The 22,571-nt window shown below is 44.6% G+C and carries 23 protein-coding genes; 7 read left to right on the top strand and 16 right to left on the bottom strand.

What is annotated here, in order from left to right; all coding sequences use genetic code 11:
- The first annotated feature begins 399 nt into the window (after positions 1–399).
- Entirely contained in the window at positions 400–792 is a 393-nt protein-coding gene (locus R7Z49_RS21685) for a hypothetical protein (protein ID WP_005376463.1), read from the top strand.
- A gap of 40 nt (positions 793–832) precedes the next feature.
- Here the strand turns inward: R7Z49_RS21685 and R7Z49_RS21680 are convergent, their stop codons facing one another.
- The 4 genes from R7Z49_RS21680 to R7Z49_RS21665 form a co-directional block, all read right to left on the bottom strand.
- Positions 833–1,837 (bottom strand): metal-dependent hydrolase, encoded by a 1,005-nt coding sequence (locus R7Z49_RS21680; RefSeq protein ID WP_005388760.1) that lies wholly within the window; start codon positions 1,835–1,837, stop codon positions 833–835.
- 328 nt (positions 1,838–2,165) lie between these two features.
- Positions 2,166–2,624 (bottom strand): hypothetical protein, encoded by a 459-nt coding sequence (locus R7Z49_RS21675; protein ID WP_005388759.1) that lies wholly within the window; start codon positions 2,622–2,624, stop codon positions 2,166–2,168.
- A 93-nt stretch (positions 2,625–2,717) separates the two neighbouring features.
- Entirely contained in the window at positions 2,718–3,746 is a 1,029-nt protein-coding gene (locus R7Z49_RS21670) for a phospholipase A (protein ID WP_005388758.1), read from the bottom strand.
- Positions 3,747–3,972: 226 nt separating this feature from the next.
- A complete protein-coding gene (locus R7Z49_RS21665) occupies positions 3,973–4,476 on the bottom strand; it encodes a DUF2938 domain-containing protein (protein ID WP_238843165.1) in 504 nt (167 codons plus the stop codon).
- 84 nt (positions 4,477–4,560) lie between these two features.
- On the opposite strand from R7Z49_RS21665, the gene R7Z49_RS21660 reads away from it, so the two are divergent.
- On the top strand, positions 4,561–4,968 hold the full coding sequence (locus R7Z49_RS21660) for a helix-turn-helix domain-containing protein (RefSeq protein ID WP_213867686.1): 408 nt from the start codon (positions 4,561–4,563) through the stop codon (positions 4,966–4,968).
- A 72-nt stretch (positions 4,969–5,040) separates the two neighbouring features.
- On the opposite strand, the gene def is transcribed toward R7Z49_RS21660, so the two are convergent.
- The 5 genes from def to R7Z49_RS21635 form a co-directional block, all read right to left on the bottom strand.
- Positions 5,041–5,547 carry a peptide deformylase gene (gene def, locus R7Z49_RS21655; protein ID WP_017635324.1) on the bottom strand — a complete coding sequence of 169 codons (507 nt, stop codon included), beginning with the start codon at positions 5,545–5,547 and terminating at the stop codon, positions 5,041–5,043.
- A 234-nt stretch (positions 5,548–5,781) separates the two neighbouring features.
- Entirely contained in the window at positions 5,782–6,246 is a 465-nt protein-coding gene (locus R7Z49_RS21650; protein ID WP_017635325.1) for an ABZJ_00895 family protein, read from the bottom strand.
- A 538-nt stretch (positions 6,247–6,784) separates the two neighbouring features.
- Positions 6,785–8,230 (bottom strand): AGE family epimerase/isomerase, encoded by a 1,446-nt coding sequence (locus R7Z49_RS21645; RefSeq protein WP_186585350.1) that lies wholly within the window; start codon positions 8,228–8,230, stop codon positions 6,785–6,787.
- A gap of 96 nt (positions 8,231–8,326) precedes the next feature.
- On the bottom strand, positions 8,327–8,866 hold the full coding sequence (locus R7Z49_RS21640; protein ID WP_411913026.1) for an AAA family ATPase: 540 nt from the start codon (positions 8,864–8,866) through the stop codon (positions 8,327–8,329).
- Positions 8,867–9,156: 290 nt separating this feature from the next.
- Positions 9,157–10,500 (bottom strand): magnesium transporter, encoded by a 1,344-nt coding sequence (locus R7Z49_RS21635; RefSeq protein WP_186585352.1) that lies wholly within the window; start codon positions 10,498–10,500, stop codon positions 9,157–9,159.
- A 215-nt stretch (positions 10,501–10,715) separates the two neighbouring features.
- Here R7Z49_RS21635 and R7Z49_RS21630 point away from each other — a divergent pair, with 215 nt between their 5' ends.
- On the top strand, positions 10,716–11,591 hold the full coding sequence (locus R7Z49_RS21630) for a universal stress protein (RefSeq protein ID WP_186585353.1): 876 nt from the start codon (positions 10,716–10,718) through the stop codon (positions 11,589–11,591).
- 43 nt (positions 11,592–11,634) lie between these two features.
- On the opposite strand, the gene R7Z49_RS21625 is transcribed toward R7Z49_RS21630, so the two are convergent.
- Positions 11,635–12,024, bottom strand: coding sequence for a MazG nucleotide pyrophosphohydrolase domain-containing protein (locus R7Z49_RS21625; protein WP_047101463.1), 390 nt, complete (start codon positions 12,022–12,024; stop codon positions 11,635–11,637).
- A 26-nt stretch (positions 12,025–12,050) separates the two neighbouring features.
- A complete protein-coding gene (locus R7Z49_RS21620; protein ID WP_186585354.1) occupies positions 12,051–12,479 on the bottom strand; it encodes a PaaI family thioesterase in 429 nt (142 codons plus the stop codon).
- A 211-nt stretch (positions 12,480–12,690) separates the two neighbouring features.
- Here R7Z49_RS21620 and gloA point away from each other — a divergent pair, with 211 nt between their 5' ends.
- Positions 12,691–13,077 (top strand): lactoylglutathione lyase, encoded by a 387-nt coding sequence (gloA, locus tag R7Z49_RS21615; RefSeq protein WP_005376490.1) that lies wholly within the window; start codon positions 12,691–12,693, stop codon positions 13,075–13,077.
- Between the two features lie 11 nt (positions 13,078–13,088).
- Positions 13,089–14,189, top strand: a complete 1,101-nt coding sequence (locus R7Z49_RS21610) for an alkene reductase (protein WP_054866340.1) — start codon at positions 13,089–13,091, stop codon at positions 14,187–14,189.
- 117 nt (positions 14,190–14,306) lie between these two features.
- On the opposite strand, the gene R7Z49_RS21605 is transcribed toward R7Z49_RS21610, so the two are convergent.
- Positions 14,307–14,582, bottom strand: a complete 276-nt coding sequence (locus R7Z49_RS21605; protein ID WP_104980619.1) for a nitrogenase-stabilizing/protective protein NifW — start codon at positions 14,580–14,582, stop codon at positions 14,307–14,309.
- Between the two features lie 241 nt (positions 14,583–14,823).
- Here R7Z49_RS21605 and R7Z49_RS21600 point away from each other — a divergent pair, with 241 nt between their 5' ends.
- On the top strand, positions 14,824–16,674 hold the full coding sequence (locus tag R7Z49_RS21600; protein WP_186585356.1) for an acyltransferase family protein: 1,851 nt from the start codon (positions 14,824–14,826) through the stop codon (positions 16,672–16,674).
- Positions 16,675–16,753: 79 nt separating this feature from the next.
- Here the strand turns inward: R7Z49_RS21600 and R7Z49_RS21595 are convergent, their stop codons facing one another.
- The 4 genes from R7Z49_RS21595 to R7Z49_RS21580 form a co-directional block, all read right to left on the bottom strand.
- Complete coding sequence (locus tag R7Z49_RS21595; RefSeq protein ID WP_005376497.1) at positions 16,754–17,224, bottom strand: RES family NAD+ phosphorylase; 471 nt, start codon at positions 17,222–17,224, stop codon at positions 16,754–16,756.
- Position 17,225: 1 nt separating this feature from the next.
- Positions 17,226–17,678, bottom strand: a complete 453-nt coding sequence (locus tag R7Z49_RS21590; protein WP_017820987.1) for an antitoxin Xre/MbcA/ParS toxin-binding domain-containing protein — start codon at positions 17,676–17,678, stop codon at positions 17,226–17,228.
- Positions 17,679–17,831: 153 nt separating this feature from the next.
- Positions 17,832–20,006 (bottom strand): catalase/peroxidase HPI, encoded by a 2,175-nt coding sequence (katG, locus tag R7Z49_RS21585; protein WP_017820988.1) that lies wholly within the window; start codon positions 20,004–20,006, stop codon positions 17,832–17,834.
- Positions 20,007–20,192: 186 nt separating this feature from the next.
- Positions 20,193–21,734, bottom strand: a complete 1,542-nt coding sequence (locus R7Z49_RS21580) for a glutamate synthase-related protein (RefSeq protein WP_047101447.1) — start codon at positions 21,732–21,734, stop codon at positions 20,193–20,195.
- Positions 21,735–21,890: 156 nt separating this feature from the next.
- Here R7Z49_RS21580 and R7Z49_RS21575 point away from each other — a divergent pair, with 156 nt between their 5' ends.
- Complete coding sequence (locus tag R7Z49_RS21575; RefSeq protein WP_005376501.1) at positions 21,891–22,370, top strand: aminoacyl-tRNA deacylase; 480 nt, start codon at positions 21,891–21,893, stop codon at positions 22,368–22,370.
- Positions 22,371–22,571: the final 201 nt, after the last annotated feature.

The raw sequence follows: 22,571 nt of genomic DNA, 5'->3' as shown, positions 1-22,571 counted from the left end.
GGCGAGACTAAGAATCTAGCTCTGAGTGGTTAATGAGATAATTTAGACCATGAAGAGCTAGGATAGAAGATCCCACATCATGTCCCATCGTCGCTGTACAAGGTGACGAAATACAAAAGATGCCACTCGCAGTTAAACGAGCGGCATTAAACCAAGCAGCTCGCCTTTTAACAAAGGAATTCCAGTAAGAATCCAGTAACCAGCGTATTCTCCCTTCAACTAGAAACACTCGTTCACAACTACCATATAAAACCCAATCAACTTCATTTGTAACAATTAAGGTTTCAAAAATAGGAAATCATTACTGAAAAAGTTTACCGCGTTTTGTGTTGCTATCTATGGTTACAATGTTTGAGACATCAATGCTTTCAAACCAAGCAACACAAAAGCGGCACCGATATGAACAGCGAAGCGAAACAACTATTTTCTTATCTATGTCAGCGATACGATGCGCTTTCTCAAGAGCTTGAGTCTCGCCCTTTTCCTGAATTTTCTGAGACTATTACTCATCCTCTTGGGCACTGTTTAGTCCGTTGCCCAGCAGGTAGCCAACGCTTTTCTATTGTAGCAGTCAACTTTGCACCCTCCGTTCGCGGGCAAGGCGTGCTTACTGCATTTATCGACTACATCAAAAGCAATCCTTACCACTACCAAGGTGTTGAGGTTGCAATCATTGAAAACAAGAACTTAGCTAAACGGCTTTTGTCTCTTGGCTGGAAGTACAAGTCCCTGTTTGGCAAGATTTTCTTCGCTAGCAAGCCGACCCTAGTAAAGGACTTTCAGTCTGCGTAATAGTTATTACGAAACCGCATCGAAATCCAAAGTAAAACCATCACTCAAAATCCGTAAGCATGTTGAAAAAAACTTGGCGATCTTCTGCAGTACTTCCTCGATGAGCAGTGTATTCAACGTGCGCGTCTGCGCTGGCTTTTGGGGATAGATTAATGCCCCATAACGCATTAATTTGGTTTGGTACGATGGAATAACGCATATCAACAATTCGCATTTCATTATTCGGATCCGTCGCTACAAAACCGTTTGAAAACCAACGGAAACGTTCGATGTCTCTTGCTTGTTGCGATTGCGGGTTTAGCCACGGAAATTGCTCTTTTATATTTAACTTTGGAGTTGATTCGCCAGGGTAAATTTTTATTGAACGCCCCACCCTTACGGCATCTACATAGTAGCTCTCTTCCGTTTCATAAATTAGTTTCCAAACCAAAAGATTGCTGAAACTTGGTTTGGCTTTTAATTGTATAGCGTTGTGTTGTCGCTCTTTGACGATTTCCCAACCAGCTACTTCTGCTCTATCTCGTTGTATCGTTCCAAGACTTAGGTAAGCCAGGCACCATAAAAATGCAATGCGGGCATAGTTTGGGCTTCGCTTCAGTGCAACAAACAAAAGCAATATTAAAATAGGGAGTGTGAACGCGGGGTCGATTACCGAAATAGTGTTCCAAGCATAACGCGTGTTGCTTATCGGCCATAGAAGCTGTGTTCCATAACTGGTGCATGCGTCTAATAACGCATGGGTACTATAACCAAGCGCGCAGTAAAACCAACTCTGCCGGAAGCTTAGTCCTCGCTTTTTTGCGAACAATGGATACAACACCAAAGCACAAATGAAACTACCAAACGGGATAAACAAGAGCGAGTGAGTAAATTGGCGATGGTATTCCAAATACAGCAAAGGATCAGTTGAAGAACGGATGAGCACATCTAAATCCGGAGCCATCCCAGAGACCACGCCCAACACGCCAACAACTGCAAGGTTTCGCTTGTTGCTCACGGCCAGTGGCAAAGCTGCACCCAATAAACCTTGCGTTAACGGATCCATCGTTCACTTCCTTTAGATAGATGAAGCTCAGCTGGAAAGCGTACACGCTCAATAGTCGGTTCCAATTTAAAAACCAGAAGGTTCTTCGACATAAATTATCCGCATTTAAGTGGAAAACAATACACGACTTAGTCATGCATTTGCTTGTTTAGCAACAAACACTTTGATTTAGTGTAAGAAGGAATCACGCCGTTCGCTAGTGAACGAACAAATCTGAGTCTAGGCTTGTTTGGTATTTCAAACCCGAAGGTTTATCTGACGCGAAAAAACAAGGCGAACCAAATGGCTCGCCTTGTTTCTAATTTACTGAACGATAAACGGCAGGCGTTTAGTCTTGAGGATTCTCTTTCGCGTTGATTTCAGCGTAAGTGTGTAGCAGCTCCGTCAATGTTTTTACCCACGCAAAAACATCCGAAGGTGCATTTTCGATTAGTTTTTCCACTAGAGCACAGTGTGTTTCTAGCGTGATGGCCTCTTCCAAACGGAATGAGATCGCGTAGAAATGCCAAAGCACCAATCTCGTCATTCGCTCGCTATTTTGCTTTGCGTTGTCTGAGTCATCAAACGCTTGTTGAATTTCACTCAGTGCGATTGCTGTCATGCGTAGCATTGCATCAAGACGTGCAGACAACATGCGATCTTCACTATCCACTTCTTCTTGATCAAAAGTGAACAACTCATTCATCACGTCTTCTGGCACCATTTTACTGATCATACGAGCACTAAACTCTTCCAGCTCATGGCGAGGCATAGTTACAAGACAATCGAAGGTGTAATCACGAAGCATAAAATCACTCTAGGTTAGAAATCAATTTCAGCCTCGCATTCTAAATATTGAAATTTCAATTGCCAGTGTTAATTTCTATCCATCTACGAAAAACTACAAAACACCGTTGATTGCAATACCAACACCAATCCGCTGCTGATTATGATCATAGTCGATCAAGCTCTTACCATAACCCGCTGAGTATTGTGCGTACCCCTGAACTTTGCCCCAAATCGGAAATGACACACCCAGTTCTGCAAAACCCTTATGTGTTTGAAAGTTCTGGCGACCTAAAAAGGTAAACTCGTAACCATTCCACTTGTAAGCACTCGATAGCTCAAAGTGTCCCATATAGTCTTCGATATTCGGGTTATCATCACCTTTGGGATCATTAGGCGATGTCTTTTCATCTTCAGGTATACGCCACCAAGGCTGGATAGAAACCGCAAAATTGTCTTTTGCAAAGGTTAAGTTGGCATAGACACGGTTCCAACTGCGCGATAGCTCCTGTCTCTGACCGTTAGACTCATGTTCAATACCAAAACCTAACCAAGTCGAACCATCAAGTGGTTTCCAGTCTGTTGGGGTGTAGTAAAAAAGCTCTGGACGATAATTGGTTTCACGGAATGGACGAGATGCTGCACCCGTGTATACCTGCCAAAATGATTTAAGAGTCATTCCAAAAAACAGACCATCGCCATCAAACAACAAGTCATCATAGTTCATTGGTACTTTAAAACTGATTTGGAACTCCGCCTCTTCCTTACGCAGTTCATCGCCGTATTTGGTGTCGGCATACGCGCGTTTATTTACACGATCACTGTATGTAAACGGAAGAATATAGTTAACGCGATGCGCGACCAGACTAAACGGTTCGAACGCGTTTTCTCGTTCTGATTCCAAACGCTTGTCGACCAAACTTTCCTGAAGTTCTTCAGGCTCTTCAATTTCTGGATCAGCGGGCACTGTGCTGGTTACTGTGTCAAGCTCACACTGCGCGCGAATGCTCTTTATGGTTTCTTCATCTTTGCTTTGCTTTATTTTGTCTAGCAAACATAAATCATAAGCACTGGCTGTTTCTCCCATCGCAACTGGCGCTGCCAATAAACTCAGTATTGATATCCCTGCCACTTTTGAAGCCATCTGAAACCCTTAATATTCTTTATGTCAAACCAGATAATTTTAGTTTTTCTTGGTAAACCGCTTGCCATTCTGACGTTAAGGCAATGTTAAATGTCCGCCGACTTTACGTCTTGGATAAATGCAACAGACTTTAGACATATCGGTCAACTATGATCAAAGCGCAAAAAACAACCAAGAGTTGAGCATCATAGATAAAAACCACTCGTTTGCATGATGCTCATTTTATCTATGCAAAATACTGGCTCGTAACTTTGATTGCAAACCCGGCTATGAATAAACCCAAACCATAACCCAAATGCGCCAATGTGCTAAGAAAACGGGCTTTCCAAGGTGTTGGGGTTTTACTCGCAGCAAAACCAAATCCTAGACAAGGTTGAATGACCAAAAATGGGAAGATCAACGTTACCACGCCTGTAATTAAGCTGGGCATTAGACTGGGATCTACCAACCAATGATGACCAAAAACAGTAACGTGAGCCAAAGCGAAAGTAACTCCGATGGCATAATGCAAAAACCAGCCAAGTGACTTTTCTCCCGGCATCGCCTCTGACGCCATAATTGGCGCATGCATAAGCTTTCCTTGGGGCATGTACAAAACCCAGCGCGCAACCAACGCATAGTTTAATGAAGGAATACCAAACACTCTCCTTTGTAACCATGCCCATAAATCCATTATCAAAGTGGCACCAATCCCTATTAGCACCGCTTGCAATCCCATTAAAAGCAGCATTTTTCTCTCCTCAAGTTTTTGATTTGTTAAGGTCTTAGTTGCATGCTACAACTTAAAGCCAACTTGAAGTCAATGGGGAATAATATGGATATTGCAGAAGTGGTTAGAAAATCAGGATTGCCGACTTCAACGCTCAGGTATTACGAACATCTGGGGTTAATTCGCTCGATAGGAAGGAATGGATTGAGACGCCAATATTCACCAGAGGTACTCAATACACTCAATTTAATTAGTTTGGGGCGTATCGCTGGAATATCGCTTAACGAAATGGCAGAAATGTTGAATCAATCAGAAGTTTCAAAGCCATATATCGATCGTGACTTACTAACGAAAAAGGCACTTGAGATTGATGAGCAAATAAAACGTTTGAAAGCGGTGCGAGACAGCCTAAACCATGTTGCCACCTGCCCTCATGAGTCACATATGGACTGTTCTTCATTTCAGAAGCTTATGAAGGTCGTAAAGCGTTATGTCCCCCAAAAGCAGAGATAAACCGCTCTCCCTACCGTCCTATTCTTGACTTACAAGGAAGTAACTCGCGGTTGTGAGTTACTTCCTTTCATATTACTTAGCTTTCGCTTTTACGTACTTCTTCACTTTTTTCATCGCCATTTTTTGCTTTAACGGTGAAAGGTAATCAATGAACAAGTTACCAGATAGGTGATCAATTTCGTGCTGCATCACAATCGCCAAGAACTCATCGCTCTCGATTGTAATCGGGTTGCCATCACGGTCTAGTGCAGAAACAACAACTGACGTGTAACGCTCTACATCTGCGTAGTACTCAGGAACAGAGAGGCATCCCTCTTGACCAAGTGCTTTGTTTTCTCCGCTCACCACTTCTGGGTTAACCAAGATTAAAGGATCATTGCGTTCGTCAGAGATATCGATGACAACAACCGCCTCTTTTCTGCCTACTTGGGTTGAAGCTAAACCGATACCATTGCCCGTTGCGTAAAGTGTTTCTAGCATATCGTCTATCAGCGTTTGTACTGTCGATACATCAGTGACTTTTTCTGCTTTTACTTTAAGCCTTGGATCTGGAATGGAGAGAATTTCGAGGACTGCCATACTTACCTTTCATATCTATAAATCGTAATTCGTGGCGAATTATACACACGTTTCTCGATACATAAACCTGCTAAGCTATCTTGCGCACAAGGCATAAACCATTAACTCAAACGACAACACAATAAATGGGTTTGCCTTTTAAACAAAAAATCCTACAAACAGGAAACTAAAACGCCAGCACATTATGGCTGGCGTCTTGTCATGATCCTAATTGAATCGTTTGTTGTATTTTATCTACTGACTTTCCTTGGCTTTGAGTAACACTCTAATCGCCATTTTCTCACCACTTTTTAAAATTAAGTAGGCGATGCCAATCGTTATTAGCATTATGATAGCAATAAAAATACTTACCCCACCGAGCTCAGATAATAAATAAAACGGAGAAATATCTAACGACATTAAGATAAGAGAGAACACTACCAAACTTGCTAAAGTCCACAGTAAAACAGCATACCATCTTGTTTTTGATGGCATTACATCTCCAGTCTTGTAGCCGAAGTAATAACCAACACTCATGGCTGGGATTAACGTGCTAAGAAAGCCTGTACCACTCATTTCTATCCCAACAATATATTCAATGGCCAACAGCAATGCAGCCCAACAAACGGACGCCAGACACAACAGAGACGTAACAAGAAGTACCGATGGTGGCTGGTTTATTTCTGATTCTGAATAGTTATTTTTTAATTCCACTTTCATTTCTTTCCATTTATTTGAATAAAATAAGCGTTTTAGATCATGCTTCCGCTTGGACAACCTAGAGAAACAACACCACAAGAAATACAACTTGTAGCTTTTTAAATAGTTTTATTTTCATTTAACCTAGATTCCAACTAACTGTTATTTTTAATAACTAAACCCTCTCTCTCAAATTGTATATTCAATAAGTTTACTCATATGGACCCAGTGCAACCATGTTAATACGTTCTATGTATCAGAAACAATTCATTTATTTCCAATGACACTAGTGAGATCATGCGACGTGATTGGAATCTCACTTAAGTTTTCATGGACCTATAGCGCTGAAAATTGAAGCCTCTACCTGTCATAGAATAAAAAGCCGTCAAAACCAGTTGGTTCTGACGGCTTTTTATAAGTGCCCAGGGATCATTACCTACACAATTACTGCTTGAAGCTTATCTAGTGACAGACCTAGATAGCTAATAGTCATCCTTGCTATCGGAGGACTTTATTGGCTTTTACGCGGACTTTAACTAACACATCACCATCGACCAACCTAAGGTCGAATATTGGTGAATGTCGCGATGGTGACTCCATCACTTTGTGACGACAACGATTTTACGTCTGCGCTAAAGTAATATGGATTAAGTGGCATTTTACTCTCGGCTAGTCGCGCGTAGTAAAGCTTGGCGGGCTGTTTTGCCATTTGTTGCGCGTACAAATACCCGACCAACGCATGTTCAAACTGGTGGTAACCATTTCCCCAATGGAACGCTTTGGTTGACTTAGGACTCAGACCGACTCCTCCATATTGATGATCCACCCATACGTCCATAAAAGTGGGTAACGTGTATTGAAGCGTTTCTTTCATCGAACCATCGACAAGAGAAACTGTCATTGCCGCTTGATCGAGCTCTGCCCATTCCCAAGACGAGCTATAGTGCTTGTATGGTCTTGATTGCCAAGCAGGAATGCTCTCTTGCGTCCATTTACTCTGCCATTCTGGTGAGAAAAGCGCTTTGACTTGCTCAAAGTTTTGCTGGTATTGCGCTTGCTTAAGCGTGTGTTTCATTCCTTTGAAACCAAACTCTGTCCACTTTGAATTTTCCAACAACTGACCTGTCAGATACGTCATCCAATACGCCTTGATGGTGTGTCCAAAATCATTGTGTTTCGCATTTGGCATCATTACCGCTTTGTGGTGTATCGCGCCATAAAAGCGCTGCTCTTTGACGGAATGGTAGTTATCTATCATCACTTGCGTCAGCCACTCCAGATCTTGTTTCCACTTGGCTTGCGCTGGTTCTGGTAAAAGTGGCGCCGTTAACAACAGGTAGCCATTAATTTGGTCAAGTTGAGCGACTAACTCTTGCTGCTTCGCACTTTCCCCATCACCGTCTTTCAAAACCCAAGCCAGACCGCGATCATCGCTTCGTCGGTATTGTTTAAATATAAACGCTTGCTGGTCGATAAGCGCTTGTTCGACCTTTGGATCTTGCGTTAAGTAGTAGTACATCGCCAACCCCACCAAGGCGTAAGCTTGGTCTTGAGAAGTTCGTTGTTGCCACTCCATCCCCGGTTTTCCACTACGCGTAAAGCTCACGAAGCCGCCGTTTTTCTCATCTTGTAGATGATCAATCAGGTAATAAGCCCCTTTCTTTGCCAACTCTAATGCTTGCTTGTCACCCGTAAGATGAAAAAGTACGCCATAAGCGTAAGTTTGGCGCGATTTCATGCGGGTGTATTCGCGATCGAAGTGCGGGCTAATCCACCCTTTGTTTAATTCTTCACACGGCTTTTGTGGGTCGAGAATGACACCGTTATCACAACGAAAAGTCGGAAAATTCCCCGCAGGTTGTCCATGCGCGCTTTCCATCATCCAATATGGGGCTAGGCCATTCGTCACATGGTTTAACCAATCATCCCCCGAAGGCAGGCCTACATCAGCAAAGCTGCTCATGCTCGTCGTTGCGAGCAATAAGGTAAGATATTTAAAAGACATAACACTCAATTAAGTTATTGAATTTTATCCAGTATAAATAACTCCCTTTACGCATATTGTCGTCGTGGTCACAATCGCCTTACGCATTTGTTTGCATCAATCATCTTTCAGCCTTACTCGATGATTGAGCCGCGAATAAACGCTACTCATTTTGGGCACTTCGATCAATTGATAACCAAATTTGTGATAAGCGCTGGCCATCTGTTGATACGTAGCCACCGCTTCAGAAAAATCTTGCTTTCGCTCTTCGTCGTTGCTGAATATCGATGCCCAAGGTGGAAAAATGAATACTTGAGAATGATAACGAAGCGTCTGGCAATGCGTGATGAGCTCATGCGAGATTGGCAGTTGTTCCAACTTACTGTAGCCATATACGTCCACAATACTGCGATCAAAAAACACATTCCCTTGGTGGACATTGAAAGCTCGGTAATTGCTCACTTCTGCCTTCATCATTTCGTCTCGAAAAGCTTGTTTGTCATTCCAAGGTAATGCTGAACCGTGATTGGCAACCTGCGTTTGTATTATTTGACGGCCGGTTTCTGGCGCGCAGATAAAGCCTTGTGTTTTTAGTTGTTCGATAACCGAGGTTTTTCCTGCACCGGGACCACCAGTGAATACAATGAGTTTGTTCAAAATCTTTTCCTTATTTTTTGTTTGAGTGAAGTAATGCGTGTACAGCCAAGAAAATGGGCATCATCTGGCGTTTGAAATTGGAATTTGGCACGCTAACGTTAAGCGAGGATCGGTAGTGGGAAATTTGGGGAATAGAACTGAGCAGTGAAGAGATTTACAAAGTAAGAACCGAAACGACGTGTTCATCGGTTATGGAAAACGGAGGAATGCTGAGCGAAGCAAGCTCGCCCAAAATACTGGGTTGGGAAATGGTGCGATTGGTTCTGCTGGTTAACGCGTCAATTGGATATCTATATCAAGAAAATGGCACCTAAGCCTAAGAACGCAAAGAAACCGACGACATCGGTAACGGTCGTCAATACTACCGAGCCAGCCACGGCGGGGTCAATGTTAAACTTCTTCAACGTGAATGGTATCAACGTACCCGATGCCGCGGCCGCCAAACTATTGAGGAAAATGGCACAGCAAATAATAAGTGCCAATGGCCAAGAATCAAACACCATATAAACGACACCCGCGATCACCAATCCCATAATTAAACCATTAATGGTGGCGATTTTTAATTCCTTATTCACCAATAGCTTCAAGTTACTTTGGTGCAAGTGGTTTAGTGCGATACCTCGAATGGCCACCGCTAAGGTTTGGCTACCCGCGATGCCGCCCATGCTCGCCACGACAGGCATTAAGATCGCAAGCGCAACGACCTGCTCGACCACATTATCAAAAAGCCCAATGATGGCGGAGGCTACGAAAGCGGTCAGCAAGTTAATCACCAACCAAAGTGCTCTTAGCCTTGTCGCCACGCTTAATGGTGTGAACAAATCTTCTTCGCTTCGTACGTTTTCTGCCACTACGGCTTGCAGGCTGAGTTCGCGCAACGTAATCGCAATGGTCGCCATCGACAAGACGCCCATAATTTTGCCACCAGCCATGATAGGAAACCAATGTGCTCCACCATCAATCGAGACTTGTTTGCTGACGCTTTGAATCGTTTGAATATCTTCTAGAATTGGCGTAACTACGGTCAAGTCGGTAAGTTTGATATGATTCTCGTGCAGCAACAGGGTTTGCGGCTCTATCGTACCAATCACACCACTTGCATCACGCACAATAATCAACCGCACTGGACTTTGCCCGCGTTTTAGCAGCTCGGTTTTGATGCCTCCTACGCTGTTTTTAGGGTTTGCGACCAGAAAGTGAGGCTCGGCATAACGTCCAACTTTGTTGTCTTCATACGACAATGCTTGTTGGATATGCGCGACAGACTCTTCACTTTGATCAATAAGGTATTCATCTACAAATTCGGTCGGTAGAAAGTCCGCAAAGATGATCAGTTCTGAATCCGTTATGTACGTCAAGCGTTCATGTTGTAAGTCTTTATTGAGTGATTGATGAATGTGCTTGGCGGTGTCGTATCGGAGCAAATTTAATACCGTCCAATACTTCTCAGGCGGCACTGCTTCTATGACACGTTTACGGTAAGCAATGTTGACCGATTCCAAAATGTTCGCAATCTGTGCTTCTTGATAGTCTTTCAAAAAGCTCAAGTCTTCGGTCGATTCTATCGCTTTAATGATCTCAGCAAGCAAATGTGGCACTTTGCGGTTAATTTGCAATTGGTTGGAATCTATCATTACTTTTACCTATAGCTTTCACTACCACATTCGCCGCATTGACGATATGTGCTATCCGAAGGCATGAATTCTTGATGTTAAAATTCTAGGCGATAGTTGACTTAATTGCGGAATTTATATTTCGCTCGCAGAAACAAAACGCCTCTGCATCAGTTCATGGTATAGACTTGAATGTGTGTCAGGCTCATTCGCCTTGTTTGATAATGGAGTAATCAATGGCACCTGTATTTTTTCTGACTCAGCAGGCCGCCTTACCAAGTCGTAAGGTGCTTCGTAAAGTGATTCAATTTTCGACAGCGTTGGCTCAGCCTATTGTGGTTTTAGTGGAAGACCATCGCCGAAGTGAAGATCACGCATTCGCTCATTTTCTCAGTTTCAACTCTGACCATATAAAAAAAAGACAAGCTGAGTTTGAAGCTTGGACCTTAAAGTTCAACGCATTAGTTGTCGAACTTTGTGAAGAAGAAGAGCTTGAAACACCAACGCTCTCTTACGAGCATTTCAAAGGGAGCCATTGGGTTGAGCAAGTTGCGAAACGACTTGTTGACCACACTGACTTACTGCTCGTGGGACACTTTAACAAACACGAGATTCAAACGATGCTCACAGAACTAGCACAACAAGATTGCGACTTGTTGCTACTGAGTGAGCGTTCATGGCCTTCTCACGCCAACATGCTTTGTGCAATCGACCCACTTCATCGAGGGGATGAAAAGTCGATAGTAGATAAAGCCATCGTCTCGCGAGGCTCAAAATTAGAACAAACCTTAAGCGGGAAAATGACGCTCGTTTACTGCCGATACGTCGCGCCATACCTCTCTCGCTATCGTGCAGAGATATTAAGCAATCAAAAAGCAGGCATTACAGATTTTATTACTGCGCAAAAGTTAACGCGAGTTCCATTACTATTACCGGAAGGAAACCCTGAAACGGCGTTACCAAAAGCAGTTAAGCAATCACAAGCAGCGATTTTGATTATGGGTGCATGTAAACGAAGCATGTCATCCCAATTTTGGTCTGGCAGCACTGTAGACACGTTACTTGACCAACCACCTTGTGACCTACTGTTGGTCAACAGCTCCAAGGGCTGACTAGGTATTCCCTATTAACCTATCCTTTCAATACCAAGCGCAGTTATTGGCTCTTTACATCTTCTAACTGCGCGGCTTCATGTTCCGCGTTCAAGGCTTGTTTCTGCTGCTGTTTTATCTCATCCCAACTGCGTCCCGATTCAATCGCAGATACACGCTGCTCGTATTTAGTGCAGGCTCTTTCGAGTACTTTCTCAGGATCTATACCCTTTTCTCTTTCCAGCGCTTTTAATACGTTAAGGTAGTTCCACAACACATCGCCTAACTCGTCTTCCAAATGACAAAGGCGATCCTCGCGAATCTCTTCGCGGACTTCATCAACTTCTTTGCCAATGGCCTCCAGATAAGTCTCTACGCCTTTAAACCAAGTATTGGTTTGGTCATATTGAGATTTTCTCGTCGCAATTGCATACAGCTCATCAAATTTCTTCATTGCCTCTCCGTAGAACACGTTTTTATTTATGCCTTTTTAGGACGAATAAACTTCCCTTTAGCCGTCACTCTAACTTCGCTTTCGACCCGCAATTGAGCCACCAGTTGATATATACCGCGTCGTTCACCTTCACAGAGTGCGGTAATCGTGACTCGATCATTTAACTGAATAGGTGCATGGTAGCGCACATCCAACTGCGCCGTAAGGGCTTGAATGTCTCTAGATAACAAACAATGCGTCATTGCACCATCGAGAAGCGAACTGGCAATACCACCATGCAACAGGTCTGTGTAACCTTGATGACGCGGTAAAACGTGAAACTCTCCGACAACAGAACCATCGGCTAGGTATTGGTAGTTCACGGCCAAAGAGTTCGGATTCACATTAATTGAAGAACAAACCGCACATTGATGATGAGATTCGTGAGTGTAATGACAATAGCTGTTTGTGGACATGATAGTTACTCGGTTTCTCAAAAGAGTAATTAGCATATGCCAACAATTAAAAAGAAACGGCGAGTAATCTTTGTTTGCATGTTGCAGGGCCAGCAACCTCGCTTTTCATAACACTAAATAATCATTTTAATAATTAACGATAATTTCCAGTTTATTTAGAGTGGCGATATGGTTTGCATAGTGATTACGCAACGTTATGAAAAGGCGACTTATGAAGTTTCTCCACACGATGATCCGTGTAGCTGACCTAGACAAATCTATCGAATTTTATACAAAAGTTCTGGGAATGAGTGTTTTGGATCGTTTTGAAAACCAAGAATACCGTTACTCACTGGTGTTTGTTGGTAACCCTGATCAACCAGATGGCGCGACCATCGAGCTAACTTATAACTGGGATACCGACAGTTACGACTTGGGTAACGCATTCGGACACATGGCACTGGGGTCTGAAGATATTTACGCCGCTTGCGAAAAAATTAAAGCGCTTGGTGGCAACGTTACTCGCGAGCCAGGTCCAATGAAAGGCGGAGAAACTCACATCGCGTTCATTAAAGATCCCGATGGTTACCAAATCGAACTCATCCAAACTCAAAAATAACGAGGTTTCCTATGACAGACGCATTATTTCAACCCATTCAACTTGGCTCTCTCTCATTAAAAAACCGTATCGTTATGCCTCCGATGACGCGCTCTCGTGCTTCTCAACCAGGTAATATCGCTAACGACATGATGGCGACCTACTATGCTCAACGTGCTGAAGCGGGCCTAATCGTTGCTGAAGGCACACAAATTTCGCCAATGGGTCAAGGCTATGCATGGACACCAGGCATTTACAGCCCAGAGCAAATTGCTGGCTGGAAAAAAGTAACTGATGCAGTGCACGAGAAAGGCGGCGTTATCTTCGCGCAATTATGGCACGTTGGTCGTGTGACTCACCCTGATAACATTGGCGGTGAGCAACCTATTTCTTCTTCTGCGCTAAAAGCAGAAAACGTGAAAGTATTTGTCGATAACGGCACAGACGAACCGGGTTTTGTCGACGTGGTTGAGCCACGTGAAATGACCAAACAAGACATCAAGAACGTTATTGAAGAGTACCGCCAAGCCGCACTAAACGCGATAGAAGCCGGATTCGATGGTATCGAGCTTCATGCAGCGAATGGCTACTTGGTTAACCAGTTTATCGATTCTGAAGCGAATAATCGCACCGATGAATACGGTGGTTCCATTGAAAACCGTCTGCGTTTTCTTGGTGAAGTGGTAGAGGCGATGACGCAAGCTATTGGCGCAGAGCGTGTTGGTGTTCGTCTTGCACCATTCACTTCGTTAAATGGCACCGTTGATAGTACGCCAGTCGAAACCTACACCGCCGCTGCAGCGCTGCTTGATAAACTCAATGTGGTTTACATTCACATTGCAGAAGTGGATTGGGACGACGCGCCAGACACTCCGCACGACTTTAAAACCGCAGTTCGTGAGGCGTATAAAGGCACACTGATCTATGCCGGTCGTTACAACGCAGAAAAGGCGCAACACGCGATTGAAAGTGGTTTAGCCGACATGATTGGCTTTGGCCGTCCGTTTGTTGCAAACCCAGACTTACCAAGCCGCATCAAGCATGGCTATCCGCTGGCAGAACATGACCCTGCCACATTGTTCGGCGGCGGTGAAAAAGGCTTAGTGGACTACCCTGCGTACCACGCGGGTTAATTCATCTACGTAAAGCTGATTCGCAACTCGCGATAAACCAATAGCGAAACCAAAAGAACCTTGCTCTTCCCCCTGTAACGCCAAGATGCAGGGTTCTTTTTAGGCAAGCCACCAGAATTAACGTCTTTGACAAGATGTACAACCTCGACACGCAGAGCGCGTCGTTTTACTGAGCAAACTGCGTTGTACTTTACAGTAAGCATTCTTTAAAGCACGACGACCTGAAAACCAATCATCCGGTTTAGTGAGGATTAAGTAGCCGTTAAACCTCTTAACCAACTCGGTTCGGTTGTTTTCGATAAATCGGCTATCAAACTCGATGTCGAAGTAATCCAAAGCCTCTTCGATACAAGTAAAGCTGGCAATTTTTTCCTGAATCGTATTCTCTGTCATCGTTTCTTTAGCGTAATCATTTTCAATGAAGTCTAAGTTCCTCGCGCTTTACGTTCTTTGATTTAGCGCTTCTTAAGATCATTCTTTATGGGGTTTCCATATTGAAATTCAATTTGGGAATTCGTTAACCCACCTAGCATTTTCATTTTGACAATCACTTTAAGGCACTGATTTAAATAAACATTATTTCTGGTTCATATTTTGCTCTACTTCATTAAACGGAATGTTGGAGCAACACTATATGACTTACAGAGCAGAAGTAGACGGATTAAGGGCGATTGCTGTCACGTTGGTGATTTTGTTTCATGCAGGAGTTGAGCAATTCGCTGGTGGCTTTATTGGCGTCGACGTGTTCTTTGTGATCAGCGGCTATTTGATCACTGCCATCGTGATTAACGACTTAGAAAACCAGAAGTTCAGCCTTGGTGATTTTTATGAGCGACGCATTCGTCGCATACTCCCCCTCTTACTGGTGGTCATCGCCGTCAGCTATTTGATGTCTTGGTGGCTATTTTTGCCGCAAGCACACAAAGACGTTGGTCAGTTCGCAGTGTCTTCTATTCTTTCTTCATCCAACATTCTTCTGTATCTAAAAGGCCACAATTACTTCGGTTTAGAAGATCAAGCCAACCCGCTGTTCCACACATGGAGCTTGGGCGTTGAAGAACAATACTACATTGTCATTCCTTTGCTACTCATGCTACTCGCTCGTGGCAAAAACGCGTTTTACTTGACTTTTTTCATCGTGGTATTTGCGCTGAGTTTGATGACTATTGTCTACGCGAGCAACGATCCTGATTTCGCTTTTTACATGATCTTCTCTCGCGCTTGGGAGCTGGCAACCGGTTCATTACTCGCATTAGTGATGAGAAAAGTCCAAGTTCAATCTAACGATACTCTAGCAACCATTGGCATCGTTTTGATATTGGCTTCCGCGCTTTTGTTTGAAAAATCGCAAGATGGCGCGGGCATTACGCTGCTGGTGCCGGTCATCGGTAGCGCGTTGGTGATTTTGTTTGCCTCTAAAGACAATGTCTGCGGTAGATTACTGAGCCTAAAGTGGGTCGTGTTCGTCGGCTTAATCAGCTACAGCTTATACTTGTGGCACATTCCATTATTTGTCTTTTACCGCTACGTGTTGGACACAACACAAGACGTCAATATCCCGCTTTACGTTATCGCTCTTTTTGTACTGTCTTACTTCACTTGGCGCTTTATTGAAAAGCCGTTCCGTAGCCGAAAAGCCATGAGCATGCGCACTGTGTCCGCGGTTATTGTGTTGTTGACGTTGCCCTTGCTAACGCTCGGCGTTATCGGTCATCAAAACGGTGGTTTTCCAGAAAGAAGCGCATTTTTCGAGGCCATGCGCGTTAACAACGGTTATGGTTTAGATTGCAACGGCAACACCAACGTTAACGATGTGTGCTCGTCTGCGCCGCAGCCCGCCATCGCTGTGTTAGGCAATAGTCACAGCATGGTTTACGTGAAGCGTCTATCTGAAGTAACACCAACTGGCGTGGTGCAACTTACTCAAGATTCCTGTGCGGTCGGTTATGTCGACATCCTAGAAGCTGCTGGCTCAATTTCTTGCCGACAGTTCTTCAATGAGGCTGTCGATACCATTCTAAGTACCCCTTCCATTCGTCGCGTTGTTATCTCTTCTAATTTCAATAAAGAGCTTTCACAAGCCGATTATGAAGCATCATTAACCAAATTATTGAATGAACTGAAAGGAAAGGAAGTGGTCGTTCTCGGTCCAACCCCTTCTGCACCGTTTGCGGTAGGAGAATGCCTTTGGAAAGCGCGTTTGTTTGGCGAGACAGAAGAGTCTGCCTGTGACTTTTCTCCCAAACAACATCACCCTCAAAACGTGGCGAAGTTAGTGAACTACTTTGAGCAATTTGAGCACGTTGAGTTTGTCGACTTGACCGATGCCATTTGCAGAAATGGCGTATGTCGAATGAGAGTTGGAGCAAACAATGCGATGTATACGGATGACAGCCATTTATCTTACAAAGGTGCTGAGTTGGTGCTTGGGCATTACCTCAACACTACAAATGAAGCGCAACAGTTCACTTACGACCGACAATAACCAAGGAAATAAACTTTTATGCTTCAGCGCTTATCTCAGGTAAGCGCTGAATGCTTTAAAGCAAGACAAAGCTAGGCGTCTATTTGAAAATGCGCGGATCAAACGCGAAATCGAGCTTTTCGGCTTTCTTGATGATCTCTTTCATTTTGGGATGATTTGGATTCACCACGTAGTTTTTATCACGAGGTGAAATCGTTGAAGGCACTTGCAGCGCGGCAAACTCTGGATGAGGATCATTGAGAAACTGATCGCCAATGTACTGCGTAGACTCGCTCGCCGGTATTGCTCGCCACGTCACAGGGAGATCTTCTTCATCTAAGGTGGCGATGAGGTATTCTGGCATTTCAATACGATATAAATCGTAAAGTTTGGTGATAGCAGGATCGTTGTTTACGTGAACAAATACTTCCAACGAGCAAAGGGATTCCGATTCAGAGAAGTAGAGGGCTTCGGTTCCTTTTGAGTTCCATCGCCCTCCAAATAACTTTGCGCCAACGGGGCTGAATGGCGTGTCAGCAAATTTCTTTTGTGTGAGACGATAGAGCTTCATATTACGAGAATACCCCGTGCTCTAAACGGCCGATCAAATCTTTTACGATTTCAAAATCCACCGTGGTCGAGACCATATCAAGTGGACGTTTTCCACCTAAGCCGTACACATTCTCTCTCATCCATTTTAACGCGCGCTCTTCGTCGTCAAACAGTTCTGTCGCGAGTTTCAATAACATCGCTAATCGATAGATTGCATCACTTTCTTGCGTATTGAAGCGTTCATCGTTTTTTAGACGACGCTTGATCGTGCTGACAGGTATCAATGTGACGTTTTGAAACTCACTCTGAGAAAGCTTCACACGCTCAACAATATTGCGATACACCTTTGGCTCAAAGCCTTTGTGAACCGCATCAGTGCGACCTGTTTCAGCGTCTTCAATACCCAACATAAACCAGAAATTGGCTTTATGAGGTTGTTTCGGTTTGAAGCTTTTTAATGCTGCAGTTGCCATATCAAGCTCCTATGGTTCATATGGTCCAGTTATTATGGTTCAAATGAGCTTAACTTTCAATCAAAGTAAAAAGATAGGTAAAGAAAAAGGCGAGCTTTTCGCCCGCCTCTCTTACTTATTCATCAACCCATCTACTGACGGGCATCGTTTCACTTATTGCAAGTCAAAACGATCCGCGTTCATGACTTTCGTCCATGCGGCGATGAAGTCATGGATGAATTTTTCCTGATTATCATCTTGCGCATACACTTCCGCATACGAACGCAGGATCGAGTTTGAACCAAAGACAAGGTCCACTCGAGTAGCCGTCCACTTAACAGCGTCGGTTTTACGATCACGGATTTCATATTGATTAGCACTCACTGGTTTCCACGTATATGCCATGTCAGTAAGGTTCACGAAGAAATCATTCGACAAAGTGCCTACTCGGTCAGTAAATACGCCCTCTTTTCCACCGCCGTAGTTACTGCCTAGAACGCGCATACCACCGATAAGTACCGTCATTTCTGGCGCAGTTAGCCCCATAAGCTGAGCACGATCTAATAAAAGCTCTTCTGGCTTAACCGCGTAGTCTTTCTTCAACCAATTTCGGAAACCGTCAGCAACAGGCTCAAGTACTTCGAACGATTCCACATCCGTCATCTCTTGGGTGGCATCACCTCGGCCTGGCGCGAATGGTACGGAAACATCATGACCTGCGGCACGCGCAGCCAGTTCAATACCTACGTTACCAGCAAGCACGATAGCATCTGCAACACTACAGCCCTCTTCTGCTGCTATTTTTTCTAACACCGCAAGAACACGTCTTAGACGTTCAGGTTCGTTCCCTTGCCAATCTTTTTGCGGAGCCAAGCGAATTCTCGCGCCATTTGCACCGCCTCGGCGGTCAGAGCCACGGTAAGTACGCGCACTATCCCACGCCGTACTTACTAACTCACTAATGGATAGGCCACTTGCTTCGATTTTTGTTTTTACTAAATCAACATCGTAGTCTGTCTTACCTGCGGGCGTTGGGTCTTGCCAAATAAGATCTTCGCTTGGCACATCAGGGCCGAAATAACATGATTTTGGTCCTAGATCGCGGTGTGTCAACTTAAACCAGGCACGAGCAAAAACGTCATCAAAGTACGCAGGGTCATTTTGGAACTTTTCTGCAATCTTACGATATTCAGGGTCCATTTTGAGCGCCATATCGGCGTCGGTCATGATTGGATTGTAGCGCTTAGAACCGTCTTCAACATCGACAGGCTTGTCTTGTTCTTCAATGTCGATTGGCTCCCATTGCCATGCGCCAGCTGGGCTCTTTTTCAGTTCCCAGTCATACTTAAATAGTAGGTGGAAGTATCCGTAGTCCCATTGTGTAGGGTGCGTTGTCCAAGCACCTTCAATGCCACTCGTTACCGTGTCACGGCCAATACCACGTGTTTTGTGGTTAATCCAGCCAAGACCTTGCTCATGAACGTCTGCTGCTTCGGGCTCTGGGCCAAGGTTTGCGGCATCACCATTACCATGACACTTACCCACCGTGTGACCACCAGCTGTGAGCGCGACGGTTTCTTCATCGTTCATTGCCATTCGCGCAAAGGTCACTCGCATGTCATGTGCTGTTTTGAGAGGATCTGGGTTACCGTCTACCCCTTCAGGGTTCACATAGATAAGACCCATCATTACCGCAGCAAGCGGGTTTTCTAAATCTCGCTCACCAGAGTAGCGGCTGTTATCAGCGTCACTTGTGGCTAACCATTCTTGCTCAGAGCCCCAGTAAGTGTCTTTTTCTGGGTGCCAGATGTCCTCTCGTCCAAACGCAAAGCCAAAGGTCTTAAAGCCCATGGATTCGTACGCCATGTTACCGGCAAGGACAATCAGGTCTGCCCAACTTAGTTTGTTGCCATATTTTTTCTTGATTGGCCATAAAAGGCGTCGAGCCTTATCCAGGTTGGCGTTATCTGGCCAAGAGTTGAGAGGAGCAAAGCGTTGGTTGCCTGTAGCAGCACCGCCACGGCCATCCGCAATACGATAACTGCCCGCTGCATGCCATGCCATTCGGATCATTAAACCACCGTAGTGTCCCCAGTCGGCAGGCCACCAGTCTTGGCTATCAGTCATTAAATCTTTTAAATCTTTTTTAAGTGCTTCGACATCTAGCTTTTTCAGTTCTTCTTTGTAATTAAAGTCCTGACCAAATGGGTTGGTTTTGGAGTCGTGTTGATGCAGGATGTCTAAGTTCAAGGCATTCGGCCACCAATCCATCACCGACTTATCTGTAGATGTTTGCCCACCATGCATAACTGGACATTTACCTACCGAACCGCCGTTTGCTTTGCTCATATAATGCTCCTTCGTGTCGTGGTTGTGGTAACCACTCTTTGTTATTCAATAAATCGAATATCCACCTCAAACAGCGTAGTTCATACACTGTTTTTTTAGTTAACGCCAAGTCAAAATTTCAAACATTTCAGCGAATAAATAATTGTTATCAAACATGTACCTATATGTAGAAAATATGGATAGAGATCAGTTTAAGTCCATACCTGAATACTTAATCCCAGACAGCCTCGCCATGTTGTGATCCCAGGTCGCTAAATCATGATGACTAAATTCACTCAGAGCGTGATGACCACACGCCCTTGCCATAACTTGCATGAGCTCGACCGAGGATTCGAAGAAATTTTTCAGTTGCTGGGATGACTTTTCAACGTCGAGACGCTGCCTCAAATCGGCATTTTGTGTCGCAATGCCTGCCGGGCAATTATTGGTGTTGCAGATGCGAGCGGCGACACAACCGATCGATTGCATCGCACTGTTTGCTATCGCCACTCCGTCTGCTCCAAGTGCCAACGCTTTGACAAAATCCGTAGGAACTCGCAACCCACCGGTGATGATTAATGTGACGCGGTCACTTGCACCTTTTTCATCTAAGTACTTACGTGCACGAGCTAACGCAGGAATGGTGGGCACACTAATATGGTCACGGAACATAGTTGGCGCCGCACCCGTGCCACCACCGCGACCATCTAAGATGATGTAATCAGCCCCAGCATCAAGCGCAAACTGAATGTCTTGCTCAATATGGTTGGCACTGAGTTTAAATCCAATTGGAATGCCGCCTGTGATGCCACGAACTCTGTCAGCAAACTTTCTGAAATCGTGAGTAGTGTGAAGATCTTTGAACGTTGGTGGTGATATCGCTGGTTGTCCCTCGGGGATGCCTCTCACCTGAGAGATCTTACCTACATTTTTATTTGCAGGCAGATGACCACCCGTGCCCGTTTTTGCTCCTTGCCCACCTTTAAAGTGAAACGCCTGAACATTAAGAAGCTTAGATTCGTCGTAGCCAAATTGAGCACTAGCAAGCTCATAGAAATACCGTGAATTAGCGGCTTGTTCTTCCGGTAACATGCCACCCTCACCAGAGCAAATCCCAGTCCCTGCCAACTCTGCACCTTTTGCTAGTGCAATTTTCGCCTCTTCAGAAAGTGCGCCAAAACTCATGTCCGACACCAACAAAGGAATGGCGAGTCTGAGCGGCTTACGCGCGTTTGGTCCCACAATCAACTCGGTAGACACAGGAACGTCTTCCAACAACGGTTGTGTCGCCATTTGCGCCATCATGATTTGTATAGCATCCCAATGTGGTAGCAAATGCCTAGGAACCCCCATTGCAGCCATCGGACCATGATGACCGAGTTTAGAGAGTCCTTCTCTCGCTAATTGGTGGATAAACTCGAGGGTTGGTTCTTCTTGAGTAGCAGACGCCGTTGGTTTGTCTCTTTTCTCTCGCTTTTGTTCCGGTCCCTCTTTACCGACTTGCTCTGCGGTAAATCGCTTGTGTGTACCATCACAAAAAGGAGCATTGGCGGTATGCTTACATTGGCAGAGATAGGCATCTTCGTCTTTTTCCGCACTAAAGCTCATTGGCTTTAAGCCGGTTCCCGAATGAGCCCCATCGCAGTAAGGTTGATTTTTAGAACGCCCACATCGGCAGAAGTAATATTCTTGCCCAGCTTTCAACTCTACTTTGATCGGCTTGTTATCAGCGATGATTGGCTTGCTCATGTTGCCCCCTATTTATTATTGTTAACCATGCTTTCTCGCTGGCTTGCAATAAGCGTAGAACAGGAGCGTAAAGAGCGTCAGTGTCGCCGAGTAAAATGCGCGATTGTCGCCCGACTAACCTATACTTTTTATGGGTCTCATACACGTGGAGGCTATATGACGATTGCAACCCGATTAGATGAATATTTGACTGAGCATAACATTCACTTTCAAACCGTGAATCACAGCCACAGTCATAGCTCGCTACAAAGTGGTGTTGCAGCAGGTGTGCCTTTAATGAATATCGCAAAAGGTGTGATTCTAGAGGATCATGAAGGGCGTCATATGATGGCGGTCTTACCTGCCAACAACAAAATCAGTTTGTCGCGATTAAACGACGAATTTAATGCCACCTTCCACTTGGTGAAAGAGCGTATGGTTTACCGACTCTTCACCGATTGTGAACACGGCGCTATTCCACCGATTGGTAGCCCTTACCACATGTCGACAGTTTGCGATGAAAGACTAGCAAACTTGGAACATGTCTACCTTGAAGCTGGCGATCATGAAACTCTGATTAAGCTGGACCGAAAGGCGTTTAAAGAACTGATGAACGACTGTAGATATCTAAGATTCAGCAGTGAAGTTCTGCATTAAACTTGCCAAGATCTCTCGACACTTCCTGAACAAGGCTCTTTCAACAAGAGCCTTTCTTTGTTTTGTTGGTAGCACGCGATGGAAGTTTCTCGGACTTTGGTGCCCAGCGTTTCAGAGCATATAGAAGTAAATTACCACCTTCTAAAGAAGGTGGCTTTGTGTGAGCCCCCTAAAAGGGGGCCTTTGTTTAGTCCAGCGCCA

This window comes from Vibrio sp. 1562 (assembly GCF_033340155.1).
GTDB classification, from domain to species: Bacteria; Pseudomonadota; Gammaproteobacteria; order Enterobacterales; family Vibrionaceae; genus Vibrio; species Vibrio alginolyticus.
Note: the sequence above shows the minus strand (reverse complement) of the source record. Positions and strands in the feature narration are given on the sequence as shown.

Bases quoted from the DNA above. Each gene is read 5' to 3' on its own strand.
- R7Z49_RS21685 (WP_005376463.1), top strand. From the start codon at position 400: ATGAACAGCGAAGCGAAACAACTATTTTCTTATCTATGTCAGCGATAC.
- R7Z49_RS21680 (WP_005388760.1), bottom strand. From the start codon at position 1,837: ATGGATCCGTTAACGCAAGGTTTATTGGGTGCAGCTTTGCCACTGGCC.
- R7Z49_RS21675 (WP_005388759.1), bottom strand. From the start codon at position 2,624: ATGCTTCGTGATTACACCTTCGATTGTCTTGTAACTATGCCTCGCCAT.
- R7Z49_RS21670 (WP_005388758.1), bottom strand. From the start codon at position 3,746: ATGGCTTCAAAAGTGGCAGGGATATCAATACTGAGTTTATTGGCAGCG.
- R7Z49_RS21665 (WP_238843165.1), bottom strand. From the start codon at position 4,476: ATGCTGCTTTTAATGGGATTGCAAGCGGTGCTAATAGGGATTGGTGCC.
- R7Z49_RS21660 (WP_213867686.1), top strand. From the start codon at position 4,561: ATGGATATTGCAGAAGTGGTTAGAAAATCAGGATTGCCGACTTCAACG.
- def (WP_017635324.1), bottom strand. From the start codon at position 5,547: ATGGCAGTCCTCGAAATTCTCTCCATTCCAGATCCAAGGCTTAAAGTA.
- R7Z49_RS21650 (WP_017635325.1), bottom strand. From the start codon at position 6,246: ATGAAAGTGGAATTAAAAAATAACTATTCAGAATCAGAAATAAACCAG.
- R7Z49_RS21645 (WP_186585350.1), bottom strand. From the start codon at position 8,230: ATGTCTTTTAAATATCTTACCTTATTGCTCGCAACGACGAGCATGAGC.
- R7Z49_RS21635 (WP_186585352.1), bottom strand. From the start codon at position 10,500: ATGATAGATTCCAACCAATTGCAAATTAACCGCAAAGTGCCACATTTG.
- R7Z49_RS21630 (WP_186585353.1), top strand. From the start codon at position 10,716: ATGGCACCTGTATTTTTTCTGACTCAGCAGGCCGCCTTACCAAGTCGT.
- R7Z49_RS21625 (WP_047101463.1), bottom strand. From the start codon at position 12,024: ATGAAGAAATTTGATGAGCTGTATGCAATTGCGACGAGAAAATCTCAA.
- R7Z49_RS21620 (WP_186585354.1), bottom strand. From the start codon at position 12,479: ATGTCCACAAACAGCTATTGTCATTACACTCACGAATCTCATCATCAA.
- gloA (WP_005376490.1), top strand. From the start codon at position 12,691: ATGAAGTTTCTCCACACGATGATCCGTGTAGCTGACCTAGACAAATCT.
- R7Z49_RS21610 (WP_054866340.1), top strand. From the start codon at position 13,089: ATGACAGACGCATTATTTCAACCCATTCAACTTGGCTCTCTCTCATTA.
- R7Z49_RS21605 (WP_104980619.1), bottom strand. From the start codon at position 14,582: ATGACAGAGAATACGATTCAGGAAAAAATTGCCAGCTTTACTTGTATC.
- R7Z49_RS21600 (WP_186585356.1), top strand. From the start codon at position 14,824: ATGACTTACAGAGCAGAAGTAGACGGATTAAGGGCGATTGCTGTCACG.
- R7Z49_RS21595 (WP_005376497.1), bottom strand. From the start codon at position 17,224: ATGAAGCTCTATCGTCTCACACAAAAGAAATTTGCTGACACGCCATTC.
- R7Z49_RS21590 (WP_017820987.1), bottom strand. From the start codon at position 17,678: ATGGCAACTGCAGCATTAAAAAGCTTCAAACCGAAACAACCTCATAAA.
- katG (WP_017820988.1), bottom strand. From the start codon at position 20,006: ATGAGCAAAGCAAACGGCGGTTCGGTAGGTAAATGTCCAGTTATGCAT.
- R7Z49_RS21580 (WP_047101447.1), bottom strand. From the start codon at position 21,734: ATGAGCAAGCCAATCATCGCTGATAACAAGCCGATCAAAGTAGAGTTG.
- R7Z49_RS21575 (WP_005376501.1), top strand. From the start codon at position 21,891: ATGACGATTGCAACCCGATTAGATGAATATTTGACTGAGCATAACATT.